23 protein-coding genes are annotated in these 24,885 nt (G+C 71.0%); 11 read left to right on the forward strand and 12 right to left on the reverse strand.

Going from position 1 to position 24,885, the window contains the following annotated elements:
* Positions 1-4 precede the first annotated feature (4 nt).
* Together KZJ41_RS13410 and ppgK are read right to left on the reverse strand one after the other, a co-directional pair.
* Positions 5-1,363: an RNA polymerase sigma factor gene (locus KZJ41_RS13410; RefSeq protein WP_006938149.1), complete on the reverse strand. Its 1,359-nt coding sequence runs from the start codon at positions 1,361-1,363 to the stop codon at positions 5-7.
* Between the two features lie 134 nt (positions 1,364-1,497).
* Entirely contained in the window at positions 1,498-2,283 is a 786-nt protein-coding gene (ppgK, locus tag KZJ41_RS13415; RefSeq protein ID WP_006938148.1) for a polyphosphate--glucose phosphotransferase, read from the reverse strand.
* A gap of 122 nt (positions 2,284-2,405) precedes the next feature.
* On the opposite strand from ppgK, the gene KZJ41_RS13420 reads away from it, so the two are divergent.
* A complete protein-coding gene (locus KZJ41_RS13420) occupies positions 2,406-3,302 on the forward strand; it encodes an inositol monophosphatase family protein (protein WP_006938143.1) in 897 nt (298 codons plus the stop codon).
* Between the two features lie 15 nt (positions 3,303-3,317).
* On the opposite strand, the gene cei is transcribed toward KZJ41_RS13420, so the two are convergent.
* Positions 3,318-4,001, reverse strand: a complete 684-nt coding sequence (gene cei, locus KZJ41_RS13425; RefSeq protein WP_006938142.1) for an envelope integrity protein Cei — start codon at positions 3,999-4,001, stop codon at positions 3,318-3,320.
* Between the two features lie 367 nt (positions 4,002-4,368).
* On the opposite strand from cei, the gene KZJ41_RS13430 reads away from it, so the two are divergent.
* Entirely contained in the window at positions 4,369-4,671 is a 303-nt protein-coding gene (locus KZJ41_RS13430) for a DUF4193 domain-containing protein (RefSeq protein ID WP_029543409.1), read from the forward strand.
* Positions 4,672-4,707: 36 nt separating this feature from the next.
* On the opposite strand, the gene KZJ41_RS13435 is transcribed toward KZJ41_RS13430, so the two are convergent.
* A complete protein-coding gene (locus KZJ41_RS13435) occupies positions 4,708-5,217 on the reverse strand; it encodes a DUF3093 domain-containing protein (RefSeq protein WP_251550887.1) in 510 nt (169 codons plus the stop codon).
* Between the two features lie 19 nt (positions 5,218-5,236).
* Here KZJ41_RS13435 and dut point away from each other — a divergent pair, with 19 nt between their 5' ends.
* Positions 5,237-5,707, forward strand: coding sequence for a dUTP diphosphatase (gene dut, locus KZJ41_RS13440; RefSeq protein WP_029543411.1), 471 nt, complete (start codon positions 5,237-5,239; stop codon positions 5,705-5,707).
* A 1-nt stretch (position 5,708) separates the two neighbouring features.
* Entirely contained in the window at positions 5,709-6,530 is an 822-nt protein-coding gene (locus KZJ41_RS13445; RefSeq protein ID WP_251550889.1) for a DUF3710 domain-containing protein, read from the forward strand.
* An 18-nt stretch (positions 6,531-6,548) separates the two neighbouring features.
* On the opposite strand, the gene KZJ41_RS13450 is transcribed toward KZJ41_RS13445, so the two are convergent.
* Positions 6,549-7,277 (reverse strand): alpha/beta fold hydrolase, encoded by a 729-nt coding sequence (locus KZJ41_RS13450; RefSeq protein WP_006938136.1) that lies wholly within the window; start codon positions 7,275-7,277, stop codon positions 6,549-6,551.
* A gap of 135 nt (positions 7,278-7,412) precedes the next feature.
* Between KZJ41_RS13450 and KZJ41_RS13455 the strand changes: the two genes are divergently transcribed.
* Both KZJ41_RS13455 and KZJ41_RS13460 read left to right on the forward strand, forming a co-directional pair.
* On the forward strand, positions 7,413-7,790 hold the full coding sequence (locus tag KZJ41_RS13455; protein WP_006938133.1) for an OB-fold nucleic acid binding domain-containing protein: 378 nt from the start codon (positions 7,413-7,415) through the stop codon (positions 7,788-7,790).
* Between the two features lie 68 nt (positions 7,791-7,858).
* A complete protein-coding gene (locus KZJ41_RS13460; RefSeq protein ID WP_006938132.1) occupies positions 7,859-8,539 on the forward strand; it encodes a DUF3159 domain-containing protein in 681 nt (226 codons plus the stop codon).
* Between the two features lie 4 nt (positions 8,540-8,543).
* Here KZJ41_RS13460 and KZJ41_RS13465 read toward each other — a convergent pair whose 3' ends face one another.
* Positions 8,544-9,197, reverse strand: a complete 654-nt coding sequence (locus KZJ41_RS13465; protein ID WP_006938125.1) for a TrkA family potassium uptake protein — start codon at positions 9,195-9,197, stop codon at positions 8,544-8,546.
* Positions 9,198-9,258: 61 nt separating this feature from the next.
* The gene (locus KZJ41_RS13470; RefSeq protein WP_006938124.1) at positions 9,259-9,924 is read right to left on the reverse strand and encodes a TrkA family potassium uptake protein; all 666 of its coding nucleotides are present in this window, start codon (positions 9,922-9,924) and stop codon (positions 9,259-9,261) included.
* 185 nt (positions 9,925-10,109) lie between these two features.
* Between KZJ41_RS13470 and KZJ41_RS13475 the strand changes: the two genes are divergently transcribed.
* The 4 genes from KZJ41_RS13475 to KZJ41_RS13490 all read left to right on the forward strand — a co-directional run bounded on the left by KZJ41_RS13475 (position 10,110) and on the right by KZJ41_RS13490 (position 15,537).
* Positions 10,110-12,104: an APC family permease gene (locus KZJ41_RS13475; RefSeq protein WP_006938123.1), complete on the forward strand. Its 1,995-nt coding sequence runs from the start codon at positions 10,110-10,112 to the stop codon at positions 12,102-12,104.
* Positions 12,101-13,369 carry a class I SAM-dependent RNA methyltransferase gene (locus tag KZJ41_RS13480; protein ID WP_029543422.1) on the forward strand — a complete coding sequence of 423 codons (1,269 nt, stop codon included), beginning with the start codon at positions 12,101-12,103 and terminating at the stop codon, positions 13,367-13,369. Before KZJ41_RS13475 ends, KZJ41_RS13480 begins: the two co-directional genes overlap by 4 nt.
* Before the next feature lie 114 nt (positions 13,370-13,483).
* Positions 13,484-13,942 (forward strand): MarR family winged helix-turn-helix transcriptional regulator, encoded by a 459-nt coding sequence (locus tag KZJ41_RS13485; protein WP_006938121.1) that lies wholly within the window; start codon positions 13,484-13,486, stop codon positions 13,940-13,942.
* A gap of 59 nt (positions 13,943-14,001) precedes the next feature.
* Entirely contained in the window at positions 14,002-15,537 is a 1,536-nt protein-coding gene (locus KZJ41_RS13490; protein ID WP_029543427.1) for an MDR family MFS transporter, read from the forward strand.
* Here the strand turns inward: KZJ41_RS13490 and KZJ41_RS13495 are convergent, their stop codons facing one another.
* Both KZJ41_RS13495 and KZJ41_RS13500 read right to left on the reverse strand, forming a co-directional pair.
* Entirely contained in the window at positions 15,538-16,377 is an 840-nt protein-coding gene (locus tag KZJ41_RS13495; RefSeq protein ID WP_006938118.1) for an ABC transporter permease, read from the reverse strand. It abuts the gene before it with no gap.
* Positions 16,374-17,348, reverse strand: coding sequence for a daunorubicin resistance protein DrrA family ABC transporter ATP-binding protein (locus KZJ41_RS13500; protein ID WP_029543429.1), 975 nt, complete (start codon positions 17,346-17,348; stop codon positions 16,374-16,376). Before KZJ41_RS13500 ends, KZJ41_RS13495 begins: the two co-directional genes overlap by 4 nt.
* 284 nt (positions 17,349-17,632) lie before the next feature.
* On the opposite strand from KZJ41_RS13500, the gene dxs reads away from it, so the two are divergent.
* Positions 17,633-19,606, forward strand: coding sequence for a 1-deoxy-D-xylulose-5-phosphate synthase (dxs, locus tag KZJ41_RS13505; RefSeq protein ID WP_084648637.1), 1,974 nt, complete (start codon positions 17,633-17,635; stop codon positions 19,604-19,606).
* A gap of 47 nt (positions 19,607-19,653) precedes the next feature.
* Here the strand turns inward: dxs and KZJ41_RS13510 are convergent, their stop codons facing one another.
* The 3 genes from KZJ41_RS13510 to KZJ41_RS13520 form a co-directional block, all read right to left on the reverse strand.
* On the reverse strand, positions 19,654-21,093 hold the full coding sequence (locus KZJ41_RS13510) for a sugar porter family MFS transporter (RefSeq protein WP_029543433.1): 1,440 nt from the start codon (positions 21,091-21,093) through the stop codon (positions 19,654-19,656).
* 138 nt (positions 21,094-21,231) lie between these two features.
* Entirely contained in the window at positions 21,232-23,337 is a 2,106-nt protein-coding gene (locus KZJ41_RS13515) for a 3-hydroxyacyl-CoA dehydrogenase NAD-binding domain-containing protein (protein ID WP_251550891.1), read from the reverse strand.
* Between the two features lie 2 nt (positions 23,338-23,339).
* Positions 23,340-24,548 (reverse strand): thiolase family protein, encoded by a 1,209-nt coding sequence (locus KZJ41_RS13520; RefSeq protein ID WP_006938095.1) that lies wholly within the window; start codon positions 24,546-24,548, stop codon positions 23,340-23,342.
* Positions 24,549-24,885 lie beyond the last annotated feature (337 nt).

Raw genomic sequence — 24,885 nt, forward strand, 5'->3', positions numbered from 1 at the left:
ATCCTCAGTCGAGGTAGTCGCGCAGCACCTGCGACCGCGACGGGTGCCGCAGCTTCGACATGGTCTTCGACTCGATCTGCCGGATCCGTTCGCGGGTGACCCCGTAGACCTGCCCGATCTCGTCGAGGGTCCGGGGCTGACCGTCGGTCAGGCCGAACCGCAGCCGGACGACGCCGGCCTCGCGCTCGGACAGGGTCTCGAGCACCGACTGCAGTTGGTCCTGCAGCAGCGTGAACGACACCGCGTCGACGGCGACCACGGCCTCGCTGTCCTCGATGAAGTCGCCGAGCTGGCTGTCGCCCTCGTCGCCGATGGTCTGGTCGAGGGAGATCGGCTCACGCGCGTACTGCTGGATCTCCAGCACCTTCTCCGGCGTGATGTCCATCTCCTTGGCCAGTTCCTCCGGGGTGGGCTCGCGCCCGAGGTCCTGGAGCAGCTCGCGCTGGATGCGGCCGAGCTTGTTGATCACCTCGACCATGTGCACCGGGATGCGGATGGTGCGGGCCTGATCGGCCATCGCGCGGGTGATCGCCTGGCGGATCCACCACGTGGCATACGTGGAGAACTTGTAACCCTTCGTGTAGTCGAACTTCTCCACCGCACGGATCAGACCGAGGTTGCCCTCCTGGATCAGATCCAGGAATGCCATGCCACGGCCGGTGTAGCGCTTGGCGAGCGAGACGACGAGACGCAGGTTGGCCTCGAGCAGGTGGTTCTTGGCGCGGTTGCCGTCGCGGCAGATCCAGTTCAGGTCGCGGCGCTGCGCGACCGGCAGCTTCTCGCCCTTGTCGGCGTACTCCTGCAGCCGGTAGGTGGCGTACAGGCCGGCTTCGATGCGCTTGGCGAGCTCGACCTCCTCCTCGGCGTTGAGCAGCGCGACCTTGCCGATCTGCTTGAGGTAGGCGCGCACCGAGTCGGCGGAGGCGGTCAGCTCGGCGTCCTTGCGGGCCTGCCGCAGCGCCTCCGACTCCTCCTCGTCCCAGACGAAGTCGCCCGACGCCTTGTCCTTGTCGCTGGGCTCGTCGTCGGCTTCCGTCACCTCTACGACCACGTCCTCGGCACCTTCGAGGTCGGCCTCGGCGACGTCGAGATCCTCGAGCTCGGCTTCCTCGCCCTCGAACTCGTCGCCGGCAGGCTTGCCCGCCTTCTTGGCGGCGGCCTTCTTCGCCGTGGTCTTCTTGGCGGCGGCCTTCTTGGCCGGGGCCTTCTTGGCGGCCGCCTTCTTCGCCGGGGCCTTCTTGGCCGCGGCCTTCTTCGCCGGCCGCTTCGTGGCGGGTGCGGTACCGGTCGTGGTATCCGCGGCGTCCGCGGAGGCTGCCGATTCGTTCGGGGAATCAGCCGTGTGGATTTCGGTGGCTGCCACGTACGCCCTTTCGTGACGAGGTAGTGCGGCGTCGCGCCAGAGTGGTTCCGGCGGAGAGGTCTGTCGGGATCAGGCCGGTTCGCAGCCGGCTGTGCACCATTGTAACGATCGCCGCCACGCGCGATGTGCAGGACTCAGGGGAGTACACCTGTTTTCGCAGCGTAGGCGGCCCCGATGATGCCGGCCGCGTTGCGCAATGCGGCCGGAACGACGGGTGTGCGGTTGGTCAGCAACGGGATCCACTTCTCGTGCTTGCGGCTGATCCCGCCACCGGCGATGAACAGGTCGGGCCACAACAGGGCCTCGAACCGCGACAGCACCAGCGAGACCTCCTTCGCCCACCGCTTGTACGTCCACTCGTTGTTCTCCTTGACCGACGACGCCGCGCGGTGCTCGGCCTCCATCCCGTCGATCTCCATGTGCCCGAACTCGGTGTTCGGCAGCAGATCGCCATTGTGCAAAACCGCCGAGCCGATCCCGGTCCCGAACGTGAGCAGGATGACCACCCCGGACGCGTCCTTGGCCGCGCCGAAGCGGTCCTCGGCGAGGCCGGCGGCGTCCGCGTCGTTCAGGACACTCACCGGGCGGTCGCCCAGAACCGACGAGAACAACGTCCGGGCGTCGGTGCCGATCCACGCCGGATCGATGTTCGCGGCCGTGCGCGCCACGCCGCCCGTCACCACGCTCGGCAGGGTGACCCCCACCGGTCCCGTCCACTGCGCCTCGTCCACGATCCGGGCGACCGTGTCGGCGACGGCCTGCGGGGTGGACGGCTGCGGGGTCAGGATCTTGATGCGCTCGCCCACCAACCGGCCTGTGGACAGATCGACGACGCCGCCCTTGATGCCGCTGCCGCCGACGTCGACACCGAATCCGAGAAGGTCCGGGTCCGGCGTGGCCGGGTGCATCGTCTGCGTCATCTCGCGCTCCCTCTCGTCACCGGAACAGTCACCGCGGGCGACCGCTGTCGTGACGTCACCCTAATCCGAACGTGGCCGCCGCGCGGGTGGTGCCGTGCCGCACAGTGTGTTCGGATACTCGGGTGCCCGACACCCCGGACTCCCGCCCCTCTACGCTGTCCCCCGACGTCACCACGGACCCGGCCCTGCTGCGCGAGATCGCCGTGTCCGTCGCGGCCGAGGCCGCCGGTCACGTGCGCGCCCGGCGGCCCGACCTGTTCCCACCCGCCGACACGGGTACCGACCGCGTCGGCGCGGTGCGGACGAAGAGCACCGACACCGACCCCGTGACGGTGGCGGACACCGAGACCGAGGACCTGATCCGGCGGCTGCTGACCCGGTTGCGGCCGGGCGACGCGATCCTCGGGGAGGAGGGCGGCGCCCACACCGGGTCGAGCGGCGTCCGCTGGGTCGTCGACCCCATCGACGGCACGGTGAACTTCGTCTACGGCATCCCGGCCTACGCGGTGTCGGTGGCAGCCCAGGTCGGGGGGCGGTCCGTGGCGGGAGCGGTGGTCGACGTCGCCGCCGGGGACGTGTACTCGGCCGCGCGCGGGCGCGGAGCCACCCGCACCGACGTCGGCGGAGCGGTGACGCGCCTGCGCTGCAACCCGGTCGACGACGTCGCCCGCGCCCTCGTCGCGACGGGCTTCTCCTACGCGCCGCACCGTCGCGAACGGCAGGGCGCGCTGGTGGCCGAGCTGTTACCGAGGGTGCGGGACATCCGCCGCATCGGTGCGGCCGCCCTGGATCTGTGCATGGTGGCGTCGGGGCGCGTCGACGCCCACTACGAACACGGCCTGCAACCGTGGGACTGGGCGGCCGGTGCGCTGATCGCCGCGGAGGCGGGCGCGTGGGTGCAACTCCCGGCCGGAGCCGGCGACGCCGGCGAGATCACCGTCGCCGCCGCGCCCGGCATCGCGACACAGCTCGCGGACCTGCTCGCCGCGCTCGGCGCCGACGCGCCGATCCCGGCCTGACGGTCCGCGGCGCGCTCAGCAGCGGGCGTCGCGGGCCGCGGCCAGCAGGTCGATGTCGAGCGGCGCGGCGGCCGCGCCCACCGGCGCCTCCCGCAGCGACTGCAGCACCTCCTCGGCGTCGGCGTTGGGCGCGATCTCCTTGGAGTAGGTGCCCAGGGCCAGGTCGACGGTGTCGTCGGCGCGGTCGTCGCGGACGAGTTCGGCGCACGGCGCGACCAGCCACACCGTGCTCGCCGCCGCGGTCCCGGCCGCCCCGAACCTGATCTGGCCGTGACACTGCATGTTCTGGTCGATGTAGACCGGGTCGTTGCCGGCCTGCACATCCGGTGCGCTCGCGAATCCGTATTCGGCCAGCTGGGTTGCCACGTGGGTGGCCTGGCCACGCTCGCCGTTGGCGTTGAACACCCGCACCCGCGTCGCCGCCAGGGGAGCGGGCTCCACGTCGAGCAGGACGGAACGGTCGACCACCTCGCCGAGGGGGGCCGGCTGGGGTCCGCCGGGCTCCGACGGGACGGTCGGCGGGGCGTTGCACGCCACGGTCCTGGACACCGGGTCCGAGCCGGCGAACACCGATGTCCACACCACGATCCCGATCGTCGCCAGGACCGCGAACAGGGCCGCGGCGGGTACGACGCGGCGCCGTGGGAACGGCCGGCCGCGTTCGTCCCGCGCGCGGCCTTCGGTGATCAGGGAAACCACGGCGCCCTGCCTCTCGCATCTCCAAGGGTTGTGTGCGACCACTGTAGAGGGCCTCCCGGTGGGGTCCGCGAAGGTGGGCGACCGGTGGAATGTCTCGAGTTGCTGTGGTGTTGGTGACAATTGACCGACAATTCCCCGGACCGGGTGTATCGGTTACGGCTTCCGTGGGTACTTCCGCTATTGTTCGGCGGCCCAGGTCGTCGAAAGAGGCGACGGCGAGGCTTTCGACAGCGGAAGGCCCGGGTCGTGTTCGGGACCCGGATACGGCCGGTGGGAACTTCCGGAGACGGTCGGGCGTTGCCCGGGCCGAAGGACATGAACAGTGTCCTTCGGCAGGGCACCTGCACGAGGACTAGAGGTAGAGGAAATGGCGACTGACTACGACGCACCGAGGCGAACCGAAACCGATGATGTGTCGGAGGATTCACTCGAAGAACTGAAGGCGCGACGCAACGAGGCGCAGTCCGCCGTCGTGGACGTCGACGAGTCGGACACCGCGGAGTCCTTCGAGCTGCCCGGGGCGGATCTGTCCGGCGAGGAGCTGTCGGTGCGGGTGGTGCCGAAGCAGGCCGACGAGTTCACCTGCTCGAGCTGCTTCCTGGTGCACCACCGCAGCCGGCTCGCGAGCGACGAGAACGGAGTGATGATCTGCCGGGACTGCGCGGCCTGAGTCCTGGAGGGACGGCGCTGACCGGCCGCCCCCGGTTCAGCGTTCGGTCTTGTCGGCACACCCCAAGGCGGCCAGCAGCTCTGCCGGCCGCCTTGTGCTGATCAGCCAGTAGGGGGTGGGGTCGTCCGGGTCGTCCAGCACGACGAGCACCATCGTCCCGATCCACGGGCGGTGCTGGACGTACGCCGCCGGGTCGAGCTGGCGCCCCAGGGCGGCGCTCTTCGCCGACGCCGGCACCACGACACCGCGGGAGATCACCTCGAGCGGCAGGTGCGCCCGGCCGACGATCAACTCCCCGCCCGTCACCTCCAGCCGCAGCCGGGACAGCCACACGAGCGCCCAGACAGGGAACGGCAACAGCAGCACGTACGGCAGCCAGGCGTACAGGCCGGGCGCCCCCATGTGCAGTTCCGCGGCCAGCAGCGCCGCGACGCCCAGGCCTAGGGGCCACCACCACAGCGGCACCCACATCCGTTCGGAATAGACCGGTGCGCCGGTCGTCTGCTGCGCATCCGCATCGGGTCGAGAGGTTCGAGACACGTTCATCAGAGTAGTCTCGGTGCACGTGACCGATCTTCCAGCCGTCCCCCTGCTCCGCCTGGACCCGGGGATTCCCTTGCCCGCGCGGGCACACGCCGGCGACGCCGGTGTGGACCTGTGCACCACGGTGGACGTGACCATCGAGCCCGGGCGGCGAGCGCTGGTGGGGACCGGCATCGCGGTGGCCCTGCCCGTCGGCACGGTGGGTCTGATCCATCCGCGCTCCGGTCTGGCCGCGAAGTACGGGCTCTCCGTGGTCAACACTCCCGGGACGGTGGATGCGGGCTACCGCGGGGAGATCAAGGTGTGCCTGATCAACCACGACCCCGACCGCGCGGTCGAACTGCGTCGTGGTGACCGCATCGCGCAACTGCTCGTGCAGAGGGTCGAGCTCGTCGACTTCGTCGAGGTCGGTTCCCTCGACGACACCAGCCGCGGCGCCGGAGGATACGGGTCGAGCGGTGGGCACGCCGGTCTGGTGAAGGAAGGTTCCTGACATGTTCGGACGACGCCGGAAGAACCGGGACGCCGAGGCTCCGGGCCTCGCGGACGAGGGCAACTTCGACTCCGCGCCCGTGGACGACGAGGTGCAGGCGCCCGAGGGCGGTCCCTACGACATCGACGACATCGGCGAGGACGCGGTCGGTAGCCGGCTCGACCTCGGGTCGGTGCTCGTCCCGCTGCCACCGGGCGGGCAGATCCAGGTGGAGATGGCACCGAACGGCCAACCGCAGGCCGTGCATCTGGTGACCCAGCACGGCCGGATCACGGTCTCCGCGTACGCGGCACCGAAGTCCCCGGGGCAGTGGCGGGAGGTGGCCGCCGAGCTCGCCGAGTCGCTGCGCCGCGACAACGCGACGGTGAGCATCGAAAGCGGACCGTGGGGCCGGGAGCTGCAGGGCAGCACCCCGAACGCGGACCTGCGCTTCCTCGGTGTCGACGGCTACCGATGGATGATCCGCTGCGTCGTCGCCGGACCGGCAGGTTCGGTGACGGCCGACTCGCCGCTGGTGGAGACGGCCCGTGCCATCGTCGCCGAGACCGTCGTGCGGCGCGGCCAGGATCCGCATCCGGTGCGGACGCCGCTGCCGGTGGTGCTCCCGAAGGCCCTCGCGGAGCAGCTGGCCGCCGCGCAACAGCAGGCGGCGGCCCAGCAGGCGGCCCAGCAGGCGGCGGCCCAGCAGCCCCTGCCGCCGCAGCAGTCCGCGCAACAGCAGCAGCCCGCGTCACCCCAGCAGCCCGCGCCGCCCCAGCAGCCCGCGCCGCCCCGGCCGCGGCACGGCGAGTCGGGTTCGGCGATGCAGCAGCTCGGCTTCTGACGGTCCGGTCCGCCGGGGTCAGTCCCCGACGCGGCGCAGTGCCTCCAGACAGGTGGCTCCGAGCACGGCGGGATCGGCGCCGATCCCGGCGAGGGTGACGGTGCCCAGCGCGGCCCGCCTCAGGTGCGCACACCATTCCTGCGCGACCGCGAGGGGATGGACCGGGTCGTCCACGGCGGCGGCGATGCCGACCGGCACCTCGACGGTCCGCAGCTCGTCCCGGTCCGGCGCCCGGTAGCGGGACGCCTCGTCGAGCGCCGCCGGCAGGCCCGGCCACTGCGACCGCCAGGAGCGGGCCAGTTCGACCCCGAGCCAGGCGGGGCTGGACGCCACCATCGCCGCGGTGACCGCAGCAAGTCCGTGGGCGCGCAGCTCGCCGGCCGTCCAACGGGCGCTCGCCGCCGCCGGCGCGGCCTCCGGCGAGCCCGTCCACGCCGGCAGGGCTGCGAGCACGCCGACGGTGCGCCCCGGGTGCTCGGCCGCCCACCGCAGCGCGACGGCCGCCCCGAGCGACACCCCGCCCACCAGCACGGGACCGTCGGCGGCGGCGCGCTCGAGTGCATCGACGTAGCTGCCGACCACGCGTGCCGGGTCCGGGTCGACCGCGACGGTGCGTATTCCGGCAGCGGCGAGCGGACCGCCGAACGCCCGCTCCACGAAGCGGGCGTCGGAGCCCGTCCCGGGCAGGACGACGGCGACGAAAGTGCTGGCCCCGGCGTGTTCGGGGGACGTGTTCGCGGAGCGCATGGTCTGATCCTGCCGGACCCGTCCGAGCAGGTGGGAACCCGAGTGGTTGCCCTGTGCGGATAGGTCTACAGTGGCCCTCAGGAAAGCCCCATGCGCGGCCCGCGATCCGTGCCGCGCCCTTCTCAGGAGCACGCTATGGCACCCGCCGCAGCCGGTTACTTCCGCCGACTCACCCGTCGGCTCACGGAAGATCTCGAGCAACTCGACGCCGAGGAGATCGCCGAAACCGCCCAGGCGACGGGTGCCCGCCGCGCCTGCGACTGTGCGCGCGGCGAAGAGGTGACCATGTTCGGTCGTCTCCGCAGTGTCGAGGCGTGCCCGAAGGCCGCCAGCGCCGCCGTCGAGGCGGAACTGTTCGACGGCACCGAGGCCGTCAAGCTCGTATGGATCGGACGTCGCCGCATTCCGGGCATCGAGCCGGGCAAGACCCTGCTGGTGCGCGGGCGCGTCGGCGAGCGTGACGGCTCGAAGGTCATCTACAACCCGTATTACGAACTGCGCGAGCGGGCCTGACCCGAGCGCCGGTGCCCCAGCGCCCGGCGCCGCCCGCGCCCGCGTGGGGCTGTGGCACCCTCGTAGGAGTGAGCGACAAGCAGCAGACGGTCCTGGAACAACTCGGTGGACTCAGCGGGTTGGTCTACTCGACCGTGCCCGTGCTGGTGTTCGTTCCGGTCAACAGCATCTGGGGCCTGACCGCCGCGATCTGGGCGGCCCTCGCCGTGGCCACCGTCATCCTCGTGTGGCGGCTCGTCCAGCGCACCCCCGTCCAGCCCGCGGTCTCGGGGCTCCTCGGCGTGGGCGTGTGTGCGTTCATCGCCTACCGCACCGGCGACGCCAAGGGCTACTTCCTCTTCGGCATCTACACCAGCCTGCTCTATGCCGCCGGTTTCGTCCTGTCCATCCTGGTGCGGCGGCCCCTGGTCGGCGTCATCTGGGGCATGCTCAACGGGCAGGGATCGTCCTGGCGGCGGCATCGCGTCGCCGTGCGCGCCTACGACATCGCGACCGCGGCGTGGGCGCTGGTGTTCGCGGCCCGCTACTTCGTGCAACACGAGCTGTACGACGCCGACCGGACCGGCTGGCTCGCCGTGGCCCGGATCGGTATGGGATGGCCGCTGACCGCGGTGGCGTTGCTCGTGACCTTGTGGGCGGTCCGCCGCGCCGATCGGCTGGTCGAGCCGGCGCCCGAGGCTGTCGACGAGCCCGTCGAGACCGGCCCGGGCCGGGCCGCCGAAGCCGGCCCCGACCAGGACGCGCGCTGACCTGCTAGAGGCCGATGGCCGCCCGCAGTTCCTGCTCCACCTCGGCCGCGGCGACGAACAGCAGTTCGTCGCCGCCTTCGAGCGGATCGTCGGGCTGCGGGACGATGACCCGGCCGCCGCGCAGGATCGTCACCAGGGCCGCGTCCCGGGGCAGTTGCAGCTTGCGCACCGGCTTGCCGGCCAGCACGGTGGTGTCCGGCAGCGTGATCTCGACCAGGTTCGCGCCCTTGCGCAGCGTCATCAGCCGCACCAGGTCGCCGACCGAGACGGCCTCCTCGACCAGCGACGCCAGCATGCGCGGCGTGGACACGGCGACGTCGACGCCCCAGGACTCGTCGAACAGCCACTCGTTGCGCGGATCGTTGACGCGGGCGACGACGCGGGCGACGCCGAACTCGGTGGTGGCGAGCAGGCTCAGCACCAGGTTGGCCTTGTCGTCGCCGGTGGCGGCGATCACCACGTCGTACTGCTCGAGCTGTGCGGCCTCGAGCAGGCTCAGCTCGCACGCGTCGGCGTGCACCCACTTGGCGTCGGGCACGGATTCGGGCTCGACGTGCTCGAGCTTGCGTTCGAGCAGCATCACTTCGTGGTTGTTGCGGATCAGTTCGCGCGCGATGGAGCGCCCGACGGCTCCCGCTCCCGCGATGGCCACCTTCATCGGCGTTCCTCTCGGTGATTCCGGGTCGTGTGTTGCGGCTGCGCCCGCGGGCGCGGCACGGTCAGTCGTCGGCCGCGGGGGGCTGTTCGGCGAGGGCGATCGCCTCGGCGACGGTGCCCGAGACAGCCGCGATGTAGACCTGGTCGTCCGCCTGCAGCACGGTCTTGCGGTCGGGTAGGACCCCGGTGCCGAATCGGATGATGAACGCGACCCTCGAGTGGGTCGCGGCCTCGAACTCGGTGACGTTGCGGCCGATCCAGTCCTCGTGCACCGACACCTCCGCGACGGCGACGGTGCCGGTCGGATCCCGCCACTTGGCGGTCTGGCTCTCATGGGTGAGGTTGTGCAGGAACCTGTCGGTCGTCCACGGCACCGTCGCGACGGTCGGGATCCCGAGTCGCTCGTACACCGCGGCGCGCTTGGCATCGTAGATGCGGGCGACGACGCGCTCGACGCCGAAGGTCTCCCGGGCCACACGGGCGGAGATGATGTTCGAGTTGTCCCCGGAGGAGACGGCGGCGAACGCGTCGGCCCGCTCGATGCCGGACCGCACCAGCACGTCCCGGTCGAAGCCCATACCCACGATCGTGTGCCCGGGAAAGTCCGGACCCAGCCGCAGGAACGCGCTCGGGTCGCGGTCGATGACGGCCACCTCGTTGCCCAGCCGGACGAGCGCCGCGGCCAGGGAGGAACCCACCCGGCCACAGCCCATGACCACCACGTACACCGTTCGCTCCGTTCCGCTTCTTTCCGTGTCGCCGCGCGTCCCGATCGCGACGCGCAGAACCGAACCGTACCGCCCGCGCAGGACCGGCGTGCGGTGCCGGCCGAACGGGCTCCCCGCAGAGGTGCATTTCGGACACGGCCACGGGTGCCCGGCGGGTGGCCGGTGGGACGGCTTAGGCTTTGCGAGTGTCCAAGCTCTCGACCGCCACGAAGCGGTTGTTGTTGGGTAGGCCGTTCCGCAGCGACACGCTCGGTCACACGTTGCTACCCAAGCGAATCGCCCTGCCGGTGTTCGCATCCGACGCGTTGTCGTCGGTGGCGTACGCCCCGGAGGAGATCTTCCTCGTCCTGTCCGTCGCGGGTCTGTCGGCGTACGTGTTCACGCCGTGGATCGGCGTCGCGGTGGCGCTCGTCCTCGCCGTCGTCGTCGCCAGCTACCGGCAGAACGTGCACGCGTACCCCTCCGGCGGCGGCGACTACGAGGTTGCCACCGTGAACCTCGGTCCGACCGCGGGATTGACCGTCGGCAGCGCCCTGATGGTCGACTACGTGCTCACCGTCGCGGTGTCGATCTCCTCGGCCGCGGCGAACATCGGATCGGCGGTGCCGTTCGTGGCGCAGCACAAGGTGCTGTTCGCGATCTCCGCGATCGTCGTGCTGACCGCGGTCAACCTGCGTGGCCTGCGGGAAGCCGGCACCGCGTTCGCCGTCCCGACCTACGCCTTCATGATCGGCATGATCGTCATGCTGGGGTGGGGTCTGGTGCGCGTCTTCGTGTTCGGGGACGACGTCAAGGCCGAGTCGGCCGGGTTCGAGTTGGTCGCCGAGCAGTCGGATCTGGCCGGGATCGCGTTCGTGTTCCTGCTGGCCCGTGCGTTCTCGTCCGGGTGTGCCGCGCTGACCGGCGTCGAGGCGATCAGCAACGGGGTGCCCGCGTTCCGCAAGCCGAAGTCCCGCAACGCCGCCACGACCCTGCTCATGCTCGGCGGGATCGCGATCGTCCTGCTCCTCGGCATGATTCTGCTCGCGAACAAGCTGGGGGTGGTCATCGCCGAACATCCCGAGACCCAGTTGCGCGGTGCCCCGGAGGGCTACCAGCAGAAGACGCTCGTGGCGCAACTCGCGCACGCGGTCTTCGACGACTTCCCGCTCGGGTTCCTGCTGATCACCATCGTGACCGCGTTGATCCTGGTGCTGGCCGCCAACACGGCGTTCAACGGCTTCCCGGTGCTGGCCTCGGTGCTGGCGCAGGACCGCTACCTGCCCCGGCAGCTGCACACCCGGGGCGACCGGCTGGCGTTCAGCAACGGCATCCTGTTCCTGTCGGGCGTGGCGATCGTCTTCGTGTGGGCCTTCGATGCCGAGGTCACCAAGCTGATCCAGCTCTACATCGTCGGGGTGTTCGTCTCGTTCACCCTCAGTCAGACCGGCATGATCCGGCACTGGACGCGGCATCTGGCGTCCGAGACCGACCCCGAACAGCGGGCCCGCATGCGACGGTCGCGGATCGTCAACACGATCGGCCTGATCATGACCGCGTCCGTCCTGGTGATCGTGCTGGTGACGAAGTTCGCGGCGGGCGCGTGGATCGCGATCGTGGCGATGGTCGCGATCTTCGGTGTGATGAAGGCCATCCACCGTCACTACGACAGCGTGGCCGAGGAACTGGAGAACACCGAATGGGACGGTGTGCTGCCCAGCCGCACCCATTCGATCGTGCTGGTGTCCAAGCTGCACATGCCGACCCTGCGGGCGCTGGCGTACGCGCGGGCCACCCGGCCGGACACGCTCGAGGCGGTCACCGTCAACGTCGACGAGGCCGACACGCGGATGCTGGTGCGCGAATGGGAACGCAGCGACATCACCGTCCCTCTCAAGGTCGTCGAGTCGCCGTACCGGGAGATCACCCGCCCCGTCCTCGAATACGTCCGGCGGGTGCGACGGGACTCGCCGCGCGACGTGGTGACCGTGTTCATCCCGGAGTACGTGGTGGGTCACTGGTGGGAGCAGATCCTGCACAACCAGAGCGCGCTGCGGCTGAAGAGCCGGCTGCTGTTCCAGCCCGGTGTCATGGTCACCAGCGTCCCGTGGCAGCTGAGCTCGTCGGCCCATGCCCGCGGCGAACGATTGGACTCCGCGCCGGGATCGGTGCGGCGGGGATTCGAGGAGGAGGAGCGGTGAGCATCGACTGGTCCGGCCGTCGGCTCGAGGTGACGCTGGGCAACCCGGCGCACGGGGGCTTCTGCGTCGCCCGGCACGAGGGGCGGGTCGTGTTCGTCCGGCACGGTCTGCCCGGGGAGCGCGTCGTCGCGCTGGTCACGGAGGACCGTGGCGGCTCGTTCTGCCGCGCCGACGCCGTCCACATCCTCGAAGCGTCGCCGGACCGGGTGGAGCGGGTGTGTCCCATCGCCGGTCCCGGCGGATCGGGGTGCTGCGACCTGTCCCACGCGACGGTGCCGGCCCAGCGGGCATTCGGGGCTGCGGTGGTCGCGGAGCAGTTGCGCCGTCTCGGCGGCATCGACCGCGAGGTGGTCGTCGAGGAGGTGCCGGGCGGGGCGGCGAACGGCACCCGCTGGCGCACCCGGGTGCGGCTGGCCGTCGACGCCGCCGGGCGAGCGGGGTATCGGCGCTACCGGAGCCACGAACTGGAGACCGAACTGGCGTGTCCGCAGATCGAGGCGCGCGCCTACGAGGGGCTGGCCGAGCGGGTGTGGCAGCCCGGTTCCGAGGTCCAGGTGGTCCTCGATGCGGACGGGACGCGGCACGTGGTCGAGATCGCACCGCCGCCGGTCTCCCGCACGGGACGTCGCAGTCCGGGCCGGCGGGGAGCGTCCGCCCGCCGCGCGGCGGCCGGTGCGCCCCGCGCCGAGAAGGTGATCGAGGGCTCGGGGCGGGCGGTGGAGCGGGTCGGCGGCCGGGACTGGCACCTGGCCGCGACCGGCTTCTGGCAGGCACACCGCGGCGCGGCGCAGACCTATTCGGACACCGTGGGGGAGTGGGCCGCGGCGTCGCCGGGGGCGACGGCGTGGGACCTCTACGGCGGTGTCGGGGTGTTCGCGGCCGTCCTGGCCGATCAGGTCGGCCACGGTGGCCGGGTCGAGTCGGTGGAACTGTCGCGCCGGGCGGTGCAGGACGGCGCGGAAGCGCTCTCGGATCTCGGGCAGGTGCGGTTCCATGCGGGCCGGGTGGAACGGCTGCTGCCGGATCTCCCCGCCCCGCAGGTCGTGGTGCTCGATCCGCCTCGGGCCGGCGCCGGGCGCGAGGTGGTGGCGGCCGTCGCGGCGGCCGGGCCGGAGCGCGTCGTGCACGTCGGATGCGATCCGGCGTCGTTCGGCCGGGATGTCGGCCTGTACCGGGAGCACGGGTTCGAGCTGGCCGAGCTGCGCGTCTACGCGGCGTTCCCGTCGACGCATCACGTGGAGTGCCTGGCGTTGTTCACCCGCTGAGCAGGCCGATCACGGATTCAGGGCGTCTCGCGCGTCCTCCGCGGTTGCTTGCGGCATGCAACTAAATGTATAGTTGCGTGTCGCAAGCAAATAATTTCGATTCGGAGGTGTTCCGTGGCTGTCCAGCCCGACACCGCGCACGCGCTCGTCGACGCGATCTTCCTGTTCGGTCGCACGCTGCGCACGACCCTGGCCAACTCGACGGGTGACCCGTTGCCCAACGCGCTGACCGGCGTCCTGTTCGTCCTGTGGCGAATGGGGGAGTGCCGCCCCACCGAACTCGCCGCGGAGCTGTGCATGAGTCAGTCCGCGTTGAGCCGGCAGCTGGGGGAGCTCGTCGAACGGGGGATGGTGGACCGCCACCGTGACCCGGACGACAGGCGTGCCCACCGCGTCAGCGTGTCCGAGACCGGGCAGAAAGCCCTGCGCGAGATCCGCGACCGGCGCGCCTCCCGATTGCACGAGCTGCTCGGCGGCTGGGACCAGGCGCAAGCCGAATCCGCCCTCGACGCGCTCGCGCACCTGAACCACACCCTTTCCGTACACGAACCCCCCGGAAGGAACTGCCTGTGAGTGCCGCAGCTGTCAGTCCCCCCTCCTCGGCGAGCGGACCCGGCGCCGCCGAGACCACCATGACGCACCGCGAGATCCTCGAGGCTCTCGCCGGCCTGCTCGCCGCCCTCTTCACGGCGCTGCTCAGCAGCACCATCGTGGCGGTTGCGCTCCCCACGATCATCGCGGACCTGAACGGCACCCAGACCCAGTTCGCGTGGATCATCACCACCGCGCTGCTCGCCAACGCCGCCTCGACGCCGATCTGGGGCAAGCTCGCCGACCTGTTCAACAAGAAGCTGCTGGTGCAGACGGCGATCGTCGTCTTCGTGGCCGGCTCGATCCTCGCCGGCTTCGCCACCAACGTGCCCGTCCTGCTCGCCGCCCGCGTGATCCAGGGCATCGGCATGGGCGGTCTCACCGCGCTCGTCGTCGCGGTCATCGGCAGCATCATCCCGCCCCGCGAACGCGGCCGGTACTCCGGCTACATGGGCGCGGTGATGGCCGTGTCGATGTCGGGCGGACCGATCCTCGGCGGCATCATCGTCGACAGCCCGCTCGGCTGGCGCTGGTGCTTCTTCATCTCGATCCCGATCGCCGTCGCGGCCATGCTGTTGCTGCAGCGCACCCTGCACCTCGTGACCGAACGCAAGCAGAACGTGAGCATCGACTGGCTGGGCGCCACCCTGCTGACCGCCGGTGTCAGCGTCCTGCTGATCTGGGTGTCGTTCGCCGGCAAGGCCGGCTACTACGAGTGGCTGTCGTGGGAGACCCTCGCGTACGTCGGCGCCGGCGTCGGACTGCTCGCCGCCACCGTCGTGGTCGAGTCCAAGGTCGCCGACCCGATCATCCCGCTGAAGATCGTCACCGAACGCACCACTGCGCTCGCGATCATCGCGTCCGTCGCCGTCGGCGTCGGAATGTTCGGTGCCACCGCGTTCCTCGGCCAGTACTTCCAGACGGCCCGCGGCTACAGCCCGACGGCCGCCGGCCTGCTCACCATCCCGATGGTGCTCGGCTCGCTCGTGGCCTCGGTGGTCTCCGGCCAGCTGATCACCCGCTTCGGCCGGTGGAAGCCGTTCCTGGTGCTCGGCGCCGTACTGCAGGTGATCGGTTTCGGGCTGCTCGGGTTCCTCGACCACGCCACCCCGATGTGGCTGATCGGGGTCTACATCGCGATCGTCGGCCTCGGCACCGGCATGCTCATGCAGAACCTGGTGCTCGCCGTGCAGAACACCGTCAGCGTCCGCAACATCGGAGCCGCGAGCAGCTCGGTCGCGTTCTTCCGTACCTTCGGCGGCGCGATCGGAGTGTCCGTGCTCGGATCGATCCTCGCCACACGCGTGACGACGCTGTCCGCGGACGGCTTCGCCGCCCTCGGCATCGACACCGGCTCGGCCGGCGGCGGAGGCAACCTCGACCTCGCGGCCCTGCCCGAACCGGTCGCGGAGATCATCCGCCACGCCTACGGCGACGCCACCGGCCTGCTGTTCCTCGTCGCCGCGATCATCGCGCTGGTCACCGTCGCGGCGGTCGCGTTCATCCCGAACCGCCCGCTGCGCAAGACCATCGACATCGTCACCGAGGAGAAGGTGCCCGCGCCGGCGGAGCACTGATCAGGACCGGCGGTTGTACAACCACATCGTCGCCGGCCCGAACAGCACGATCAGCGCCGCGCACCACGCGAACACGATCGCGAGGTGCGCGGCGTCCGGCGTGCCCGCCGTCAGATCCCGGATGGCGGTGACGAGCCGGCTGATGGGATTGACCGTCACGAAGCCCTGCAGCCAGCTCGGCATCGTCGCGGGGTCGACGAACACGTTCGACGCGAAGGTGAGCGGGAACAGGATGGTCATGGACACACCCATCACCGCCTGCTCGGTGCGCAGCAGCATCGCCAGCATCGTCCAGACCCACGAGAGACTGAACGCGAACAGCAGCACGAGCGCCACCGACCCGATCGTGCCGATCGGGCCGCCCGTGGGCCGGAACCCGAGCATCATCCCGAGGGCCAGCACGATCACCGACGCCAGCGTGTAGCGGGCGAGATCACCGAACAACGCGCCGACGAGGGGAGCGGGCCGCCACACCGGCATCGAGCGGAACCGGTCGAACACGCCCTTCTCGATGTCGCGGTTGAGCGTCATGCCCGTGTACATCGTGATGGTGCACACCGTCTGCACCAGGATGCCGGGGATCAGGAACTGCACGTACGCGGTGGTCGAACCGGCCAGCGCCCCGCCGAACAGGTACGTGAACAGCAGCGTGAACATCAGCGGGAAGACGGTCACGTCGAACAACTGCTCGGGAACGTGCTTGATCCGCAGCAGTGCCCGCCACCCGAACGACAGCGACGCGGCGAACGCGGACGCCGGCGTCGGACGCGGCCCGGGGACATGGAGGACGTCCACGACGGCGGCGGGGGTGCCCGCCCGTCGGTCGGCGGTCGAGGTCACGACGCGATCTCCTCGTCTTCGTCGGGAATTTCCGTGGGATGGCCGGTGAGCGCGAGAAAGACCTCGTCCAGGCTCGGCTGCCCGAGGGCGAACGTCGTGACCGGAATGTCCGCCGCGGCGAGGGCCGTCAGCGCCCCCGCCGCGGCCCGCGGATCGTCCACCCGTGCGGTCAGCGCGGCCGGATCGGACGCGGCCGTCACCGCCACCCCCAGCGCGGCGCCCAGCACCGCCGCCGCCTCGTCCCGGCGCGCGGGATCGACCACCCGCACGTGCAGCGAACCCGACCCGACGGACGCCTTGAGCTCGCCCGGGGTGCCCTCGGCGATCACCCGGCCACGGTCGATGACCGCGACCCGGTCGGCGAGCTGGTCCGCCTCGTCGAGGTACTGCGTCGTCAGCAGCACCGTCGTCCCCGCGGCCACGAGCGCCCGCACGATCTCCCACACCTGGTTGCGGCTGCGCGGGTCGAGCCCCGTCGTCGGCTCGTCCAGGAAGATCAGTTCGGGGGCGACGATGATGCTCGCGGCGATGTCGAGGCGCCGCCGCATGCCCCCCGAGTACAGCTTCACCTGACGGCCCGCGGCCGGCTCCAGATCGAACGCCGCCAGCAGCTGTCCGGCCCGGGACCGGGCACCCGCCCTGGAGAAGCCCAGCAGCCGGGCGAGCAGTACCAGGTTTTCCGCGCCGGTCAGATCCTCGTCGAGCGACGCGAACTGGCCGGTGAGCGAGACCCGGCGCCGCACGAGCTCGGGCTGAAGACGCACGTCGTGCCCGAGTACGGTCGCGGTCCCGCCGTCCGGTGCGAGCAGGGTGGCCAGCATCCGGATCGTGGTCGTCTTCCCGGCGCCGTTCGGGCCGAGGACGCCGTAGACGCCGCCGGCGGGGACGGCGAGGTCGATTCCGGCCACGGCGGTCTCCGCGCCGAATCGCTTGATCAAGCCCGAGGTCTCGATGGCCAGTGCAGGGGGCATGGGTCCAGCCTCGCCCACGGTGCCGGGCCCGGCAATCGGTTTTGTCGGATTCGACCGGCCTGGGGTCGCCCCGCGCAGTGCCCACCCCCGCTCGGCGGGGCCTGGCGTGCCACACCGGCGCCACCGTGGGCGACGTCACATCATCGGCATAATGAGGTGAGGGACACGGTGTGAGACGGGGCGGCGGCACGACGAAGCGAGTCGACCACCTCCGACGCTCCGTAGACTGGGTAGAACCGCTCGCGCGGAGACGCGCGGGTCCGAGCCGGAGGGAGCAATTCCAGTTGGGTGTCCTGTCCCGCATCGAGTCGCCCGAGGACCTGCGTCGGCTCAGCCAGCCGGAGATCAGGGAACTCGCCGGGGAGATCCGGCAGTTCCTGGTCGAGAAGGTGGCGGCGACCGGGGGACACCTCGGCCCCAACCTCGGCGTCGTCGAACTGACCATCGCCATGCACCGGGTCTTCGACTCCCCCCACGACCCGATCATCTTCGACACCGGGCATCAGGCGTACGTCCACAAGATCCTGACCGGTCGTAAGGACGGCTTCGACACGCTGCGCAAGCAGGGCGGCCTGTCGGGCTACCCCTGCCGCGCCGAGAGCGAGCACGACTGGGTCGAGTCCTCGCACGCCTCGGCCGCCCTGTCCTACGCCGACGGCCTCGCCAAGGCCTACGAGCTGTCGGACCAGCAGGACCGGACCGTGGTCGCCGTGGTCGGCGACGGCGCGCTCACCGGCGGGATGTGCTGGGAGGCGCTGAACAACATCGCGGCCGGCAAGGACCGGCGGCTCGTGATCGTCGTCAACGACAACGGCCGCTCCTATGCCCCCACCATCGGCGGACTGGCCGAGCACCTCGCGGCGCTGCGGCTGCAGCCCGGCTACGAGCGTGTCCTCGACAACGGCCGCCGCTTCGTGAAGCGGCTGCCGTGGATCGGTGCGGCCGCGTACTCCGTGCTGCACGGGATGAAGGTCGGCATTAAGGACGCGGTCAGCCCGCAGGTGTTGTTCACCGACCTCGGCCTGAAGTACCTCGGACCGGTCGACGGCCACGACGAGGCCGCTCTCGAGGCCGCCCTCCGCCGCGCCAAGTCGTTCGGCGGACCGGTGATCGTGCACGCCGTCACCCGCAAGGGCGCCGGGTACGCCCCGGCCGAGAACCATGTCGCCGATCAGATGCATGCCACCGGTGTCATCGACCCGGTCACCGGCCGCGCCACCGCGGCGGCGTCGGCTCCGGACTGGACGTCGGTGTTCTCCGACGAACTGCTCGTGCAGGGCGGCCGCCGCAAGGACGTCGTGGCGATCACCGCGGCGATGCCGGGACCGACCGGGCTGTCGGCCTTCGGCGAACGCTACCCCGACCGGATGTTCGACGTCGGCATCGCCGAGCAGCACGCCGTCACCTCCGCCGCCGGCCTCGCGCTCGGCGGAATGCACCCGGTGGTCGCGGTGTACTCGACGTTCCTCAACCGCGCCTTCGACCAGTTGCTGATGGACGTGGCGCTGCTGAGGCTGCCCGTGACCGTGGTGCTCGACCGGGCCGGCATCACCGGCGCCGACGGCGCCAGCCACAACGGTATGTGGGACTTCTCCCTGCTCGGCGTGATCCCGGGGATCCGGGTGGCGTCGCCGCGCGACGGCGCGACCCTGCGCGAGGAGTTCGGCGAGGCGCTCGCCATCGCCGACGGCCCGACCGTACTGCGGTTCCCGAAGGGCGCGGTCGGCCCCGACATCCCTGCGGTGGAGCGCATCGACGGCACCGTCGACGTGCTGCGGATGCCGTCCGAGCGTCGCGGTGACGTGCTGATCGTCGCGGTCGGCGCGTTTGCGGGCCTGGCGCTCGACGCAGCGGAGCGGCTCGAGCAGCACGGCCTCACCGCCGCCGTCGTCGACCCGCGCTGGGTGCTGCCCGTCCCGGCGGCCCTCGCCCGGCTGGCGCGGGACTTCCGGCTCGTCGTCACCGTGGAGGACGGCGGCATGCACGGCGGTGTGGGTTCGGCGGTCTCGTCGGCCCTGCGGGCGGCCGGGGTCGACGTTCCCACCCGTGAACTCGGTGTGCCGCAACGGTTCCTGGATCATGCCTCACGGGAACAGATCCATCGTGAGCTGGGGCTGACCGCGCAGGACGTCGCGCGTCAGGTGACCGGCTGGGTCGTCGGGCTCGGTGCCGCGCAGAAGGCGGAGCAGGCCGTGGACGGGACCGCCGGGGAGGAGTCCGCGGGCGACGTCGTCGTCCGGCGGGACCCCGGCCTCTGACGCTGCGACGACGGGCCGGCCGCACGTGCGGCCGGCCCGTCGGTCGCTCAGCCGGCTTCCTCGAGGGTCCGTCCGCGTGTCTCGGGCACGAACTTGATCACCACCAGCAGAGACAGCGCGGCCATCACCGCGTAGCCGGCATAGGTGAACGACAGGTTCCAGTCCGCCAGCGCCGGGAACGTCGCGGACACGAGGAAGTTCGCGATCCAGTTGGAGGCGGTCGCGATGCCGACGGCGACGGCACGCACCCGGTTCGGGAACATCTCGCTGATGAGGACCCACACCACCGGACCCCACGACAGGGCGAAGAAGAACACGAAGGCGTTGGCCGCGAGCAGGGCGATCATGCCGTAGGTGTCGGACAGCGTCGCGACCTTCTCCCCGTCCTCGTTGACGACGAAGGTCGCCGAGTGGAAGCACACGGCGGCGGTGCCCAGCGACGCCGCCATCCCGACGGATCCGACGAGCAGGAGCGGCTTGCGGCCGATCTTGTCGATCACCGCGATGGCCACGAAGGTACCGACGATGTTGACCAGTGCGCTGACGACGCTGATGAGCAGGGACCGGTCCTCGCCGAATCCGACCGCCTGCCACAGCGTCGACGAGTAGTAGAAGATCACGTTGATGCCCACGAACTGCTGCAGCGCGGCCAGGGCGATGCCCACGTAGATCAGCGCAGCCACGCCCAGCCGCCGGGAGAACACGTCCCGCACACCCGGCCGGGCGGACTCGAGGTGCAGGGTCTCGCGGATCGTGGCGATCCGCTCGGCGACGGCGACCTCGTCGCCGCCCTCGACCGTGGCGATGATGCGGCGCGCGGCGTCCTCCCGGCCGATCCGCACCAGGTACCGCGGCGATTCGGGGATCGGGAAGGTCATGATCAGGTACAGGGTCGCGGGGACCGCGCCGAGTGCGAGCATCCACTGCCAGGCCTCGATGCCGAGCAGCTCTTCGCTGGCCCCGCCGGCGGCCGCGGCGAGGGCGTAGTTGACGAGCTGGGAGACGGCGATGCCGAGGACGATCGCGAGCTGGTACATCGAGCCGAGCCGGCCACGTATGGCGGCGGGCGAGATCTCGGCGATGTAGGCCGGGGCGATGACCGAGGCGAAGCCGACGCCCACGCCACCTATGGAGCGCCAGAACGTCAGGTCGTAGATGCTGAAGGGGAACGCCGACCCGAGTGCGCCGACAAGGAACAGGACCGCGGCGATCTGCATGACCCGGATCCGGCCCAGCCGATCGGCGATGCTGCCGGCGATCCACGCACCGAGCGCCGCGCCGACCAGCGTCAGCGACACGGACAGGCCGATGGCCCCGGCGCCGACCTCGTAGCGCTCGCGGATGGCGCCGACGGCGCCGTTGATGACGGCGGTGTCGTATCCGAACAAGAATCCGCCGAGCGCGGCCACGGCGGCGAACAGCACCGCGCGGGCCACCGTGTGCTGCTGCTCGATCCTCGAATGGGGGAGGTGGGAACTGTCGGTCACAGGCTGGACGGTACGCCTGACACCGCGTCGGGGGGGCCGCTTCGGTGGGCACCGTGGCCGGGGTGATACGCACGGACGCGCCCCAGGGCCCACGACGGTTACGCGGGTCCCGGGGCGCCGTGCGGAGCTACCGGTTCGTCAGACGCCGGCCACGCCGGGGGCGAGGAAGCGTGTGCCGTTGACGGCCTCCGAGGTGCCGGTGCGATCGAGGTACGGCGTGATGCCGCCGTTCCAGAATCCGAAGCCGCCGCCGAGGATCAGGCACAGGTCGATGTCCTCGGGGGCGGCGACGACGCCCTCCTCGAGCATGATCCGGATCTCCTCGGCGAAGGCGCGACGGGTCCGCTCGAGCACCTCCTCGGCGGTGGAGGACTTGTCGCCCTGCGGCCACAGCGCCGCGACCTCCGGGTCGACGACCTGCTTGCCGTCCGCGTACGTCCACACGCCCGGCTTGCGGGCCTCGACGAGCGCCTCGAGTCCGGGGGAGGACACGAAGCGGTCGGGGTAGGCGGCCTGCAGGGTCTCGCCGGTGTGTAGCGCGACGGCCGGGCCGACGAGTGCGAGCAGCGTGAAGGGGCTCATCGGCATGCCCAGCTCGCCGACGGCGTTGTCCGCGACCTCGAACGGGGTGCCCTCGTCCACGGCGGTCATCACCTCGCCGAGGGTGCGGGTGACGAGCCGGTTGAACACGAAGCCCGGCAGGTCCCCGCACAGCACGGCCGACTTCTTCAGCGCCTTGGCGGTGGCGAAGGCCGTCGCGAGGGTCGCGTCGTCCGTCTGCGCGCCCCTGATGATCTCGAGCAACGGGAGCACGGCGACGGGGTTGAAGAAGTGGAAGCCGACGACGCGCTCGGGGTGCTTCAGGTCCGCGGCCATCGTGGTGATCGACAGCGACGACGTGTTGGTCGCCAGGACGGTTTCCGGCGAGACGTACTGCTCGATCTCGGCGAACACCTGCTTCTTGACGTCCATGTTCTCGAACACGGCCTCGATGACGAAGTCGGTGTTCGCGAACGCGGCCTTGTCGAGGGAGCCCGACACGAGCGCCTTGAGGCGGTTCGCGGCGTCGGGCGAGAGCCGGCCCTTGCCCTGCAGCTTGTCGATCTCGGTGTGCACGTAGCCCACACCCTTGTCGATGCGCTCGGAGTCGACGTCGGTGAGGATCACCGGCACCTGCAGCTGGCGCACGAACAGCAGCGCGAGCTGGCTGGCCATCAGGCCCGCCCCGACGATGCCGACGCCGGTGACCTTGCGGGCCAGGGACTTGTCCGGTGCACCGGCGGGACGCTTGGCACGCTTGTTGACCAGGTCGAAGGCGTAGAGCCCGGCCCGCAGCTCGTCGGACATCAGCAGGTCGGCCAGCGCCTCGTCCTCGGCGGCGAAGCCCTTCGACAGCGACTCGGGATCGGCGATGTCGGTGTTACGGGCCAGCTCGAGCAGCTCGACCGCCCGGGCCGCTCCGGGCGCGAAGCCGCGGGTCTTGGCCGCGACGAGCGCCTTCGCGCGGCCGAGCGCCGCGTCCCAGCCGGCGCCGCGGTCGATCTCGGGGCGGGCCGGGGTGATGTCCCCGGCGAGGACCTTCGCTGCCCAGGCGAGGGACTGCTCGAGGAAGTCGGCCGAGCCGAACACCGCGTCGGCCAGGCCGAGTTCGGCGGCCTGCTTCGCGCGGATGACCTTGCCGTTGTTGAGCGGGTTCTCGAGGATCAGCGTCACCGCGTGGTCGGGCCCGATCAGGTTCGGCAGCAGCTGGGTGCCACCCCAGCCGGGGACCAGACCCAGCATCGTCTCGGGCAGGCCGAGCGCCGGCACGTTGTCGGCGTAGGTCCGGTAGTGGCAGTGCAGCCCGACCTCGAGGCCGCCGCCGAGGGCGAGGCCGCCCACGAAGGCGAACGTCGGCGCCTGCGAGTCGCGCAGGCGGCGGAACACGCGGTGGCCGAGGCGGCCCAGCTCGAGCCCCTGCTCGCGGCTGGTGATCGAGGGAACGCCCTTCAGGTCGGCGCCGGCGGCGAAGATGAACGGCTTGCCGGTGACCGCGACAGCAGCGGGGTTCGCGGCGAAGGCCTCGTCGAGGGCCTTGTCGAAGGCCTCGAGGCCGGCGGGGCCGAACGAGTTCGGCTTGGTGTGGTCGAACCCGTTGTCGAGGGTGATCAGCGCGACGGGGCCGTCGATGCCGGGCACCTCGACGAGCTTGGTGTAGGCGTTCGTGACGACCTCGTCGGCGAACAGGGACGAAAGCTCGCTCATGACTACTTGTCTCCCTCGAAGTTGGGGTTCTCCCAGATCACGGTGCCGCCCATGCCGAGGCCGATGCACATCGTGGTCAGGCCGTAGCGCACCTCGGGGTGCCGGGCGAACTGCCGGGAGAGCTGGGTCATCAGGCGCACGCCGGACGACGCGAGCGGGTGGCCGCAGGCGATGGCGCCGCCCCACTGGTTGACCCGCGGGTCGTCGTCGTCGATGCCGAAGTGTTCGAGAAACGCGAGCACCTGCACGGCGAAGGCCTCGTTGATCTCGAACAGGCCGATGTCGTCGATGGTCAGGCCGGTGCGGGCGAGAACCTTCTCGGTCGCCGGCACCGGGCCGATGCCCATCACGGCCGGGTCGACGCCCTGGAAGGCGAAGCCGACCATGCGCATGCCGATCTGCAGACCGAGTTCGCGGGCGGTGTCCTCGCCGGCGAGGAGGCAGGCCGTCGCGCCGTCGTTGAGGCCGGCGGCGTTGCCGGCGGTGATGCGGCCGGCGGGGCGGAACGGCGTCTTGAGCTTCGCGAGATCCTCGAGCGTGGTGCCCGGGCGCGGCGGCTCGTCCTCGGTGGCCAGGCCCCAGCCGGTCGCCGACCGGGTGGCGACGGGCACGAGGGTCTCGGCGATGTAGCCGGCCTTCTTCGCGGCGTCGAACTTGTTCTGGCTGGCGACGGCGTAGGCGTCGGTGCGGGCCTTGGTGATACCGGGGAACCGGTCGTGCAGGTTCTCGGCGGTGTTGCCCATCACCAGGGCGCTGGGGTCGACGAGTTTGTCGGCGAGGAACCGGGGGTTCGGATCGGCGCCCTGACCCATCGGGTGGCGGCCCATGTGCTCGACGCCGCCGGCGATCACCACGTCGTACTGACCGAAGCCGATTCCGGAGGCGGTGGTGGTGACTGCGGTCATCGCGCCGGCGCACATGCGGTCGATCGCGAAGCCCGGCACGGTCTCCGGTAGGCCGGCGAGGATCGCGGCAGTGCGGCCGATGGTCAGGCCCTGGTCGCCGGTCTGGGTGGTCGCGGCGACGGCGACCTCGTCGATGCGCGCGGGGTCGAGCTGCGGGTTGCGGCGCAGCAGCTCCCGGATGGTCTTGACGACGAGGTCGTCGGCGCGGGTCTCCGCGTAGATGCCCTTCGGGCCCGCTTTCCCGAACGGGGTGCGTACGCCGTCGACGAAGACGACATTGCGTTGAGTTGTGGTGGTTGACGCCACGCGTATTCCTCCCGATGGAGCGATGCTCGCCGACGCCGGCGAGGCCAGGGTTCCGGGAACATCCCGGCGCCGGGCAGCCCGGACGCCAGCGTGTTACCGACCAGTAACTTACCATCCGCGCCGGGCGTCACCGGAGGGGTGCGCGCGCCGGGCAGCCACCGGTCTCGCCGGCGGTCTGGGCGTCCTGCGGCGAGGCCGGTGGCCGCGGGGGTTGCGGGGCGCGCTCGTGACCATCAGGGGAACTCGCCGCGCTGGTCCCGAGTACGTTGCTCTGAACAGCGGGTATGCGGAAGCGCTCGACGCCGAGGCGGTGGCGAATGCAGGGATCGGGCGTGAC

The organism is Rhodococcus sp. 11-3 (genome assembly GCF_023704055.1).
Lineage (GTDB): Bacteria > Actinomycetota > Actinomycetes > Mycobacteriales > Mycobacteriaceae > Rhodococcus > Rhodococcus aetherivorans.

What these genes read in the sequence shown, in the direction of transcription:
- ppgK (WP_006938148.1), bottom strand. Translation starts at nt 2,283, where the DNA reads ATGACGCAGACGATGCACCCGGCCACGCCGGACCCGGACCTTCTCGGA.
- KZJ41_RS13430 (WP_029543409.1), top strand. Translation starts at nt 4,369, where the DNA reads ATGGCGACTGACTACGACGCACCGAGGCGAACCGAAACCGATGATGTG.
- KZJ41_RS13435 (WP_251550887.1), bottom strand. Translation starts at nt 5,217, where the DNA reads ATGAACGTGTCTCGAACCTCTCGACCCGATGCGGATGCGCAGCAGACG.
- KZJ41_RS13445 (WP_251550889.1), top strand. Translation starts at nt 5,709, where the DNA reads ATGTTCGGACGACGCCGGAAGAACCGGGACGCCGAGGCTCCGGGCCTC.
- KZJ41_RS13450 (WP_006938136.1), bottom strand. Translation starts at nt 7,277, where the DNA reads ATGCGCTCCGCGAACACGTCCCCCGAACACGCCGGGGCCAGCACTTTC.
- KZJ41_RS13455 (WP_006938133.1), top strand. Translation starts at nt 7,413, where the DNA reads ATGGCACCCGCCGCAGCCGGTTACTTCCGCCGACTCACCCGTCGGCTC.
- KZJ41_RS13465 (WP_006938125.1), bottom strand. Translation starts at nt 9,197, where the DNA reads ATGAAGGTGGCCATCGCGGGAGCGGGAGCCGTCGGGCGCTCCATCGCG.
- KZJ41_RS13490 (WP_029543427.1), top strand. Translation starts at nt 14,002, where the DNA reads ATGACGCACCGCGAGATCCTCGAGGCTCTCGCCGGCCTGCTCGCCGCC.
- KZJ41_RS13500 (WP_029543429.1), bottom strand. Translation starts at nt 17,348, where the DNA reads ATGCCCCCTGCACTGGCCATCGAGACCTCGGGCTTGATCAAGCGATTC.
- KZJ41_RS13515 (WP_251550891.1), bottom strand. Translation starts at nt 23,337, where the DNA reads ATGAGCGAGCTTTCGTCCCTGTTCGCCGACGAGGTCGTCACGAACGCC.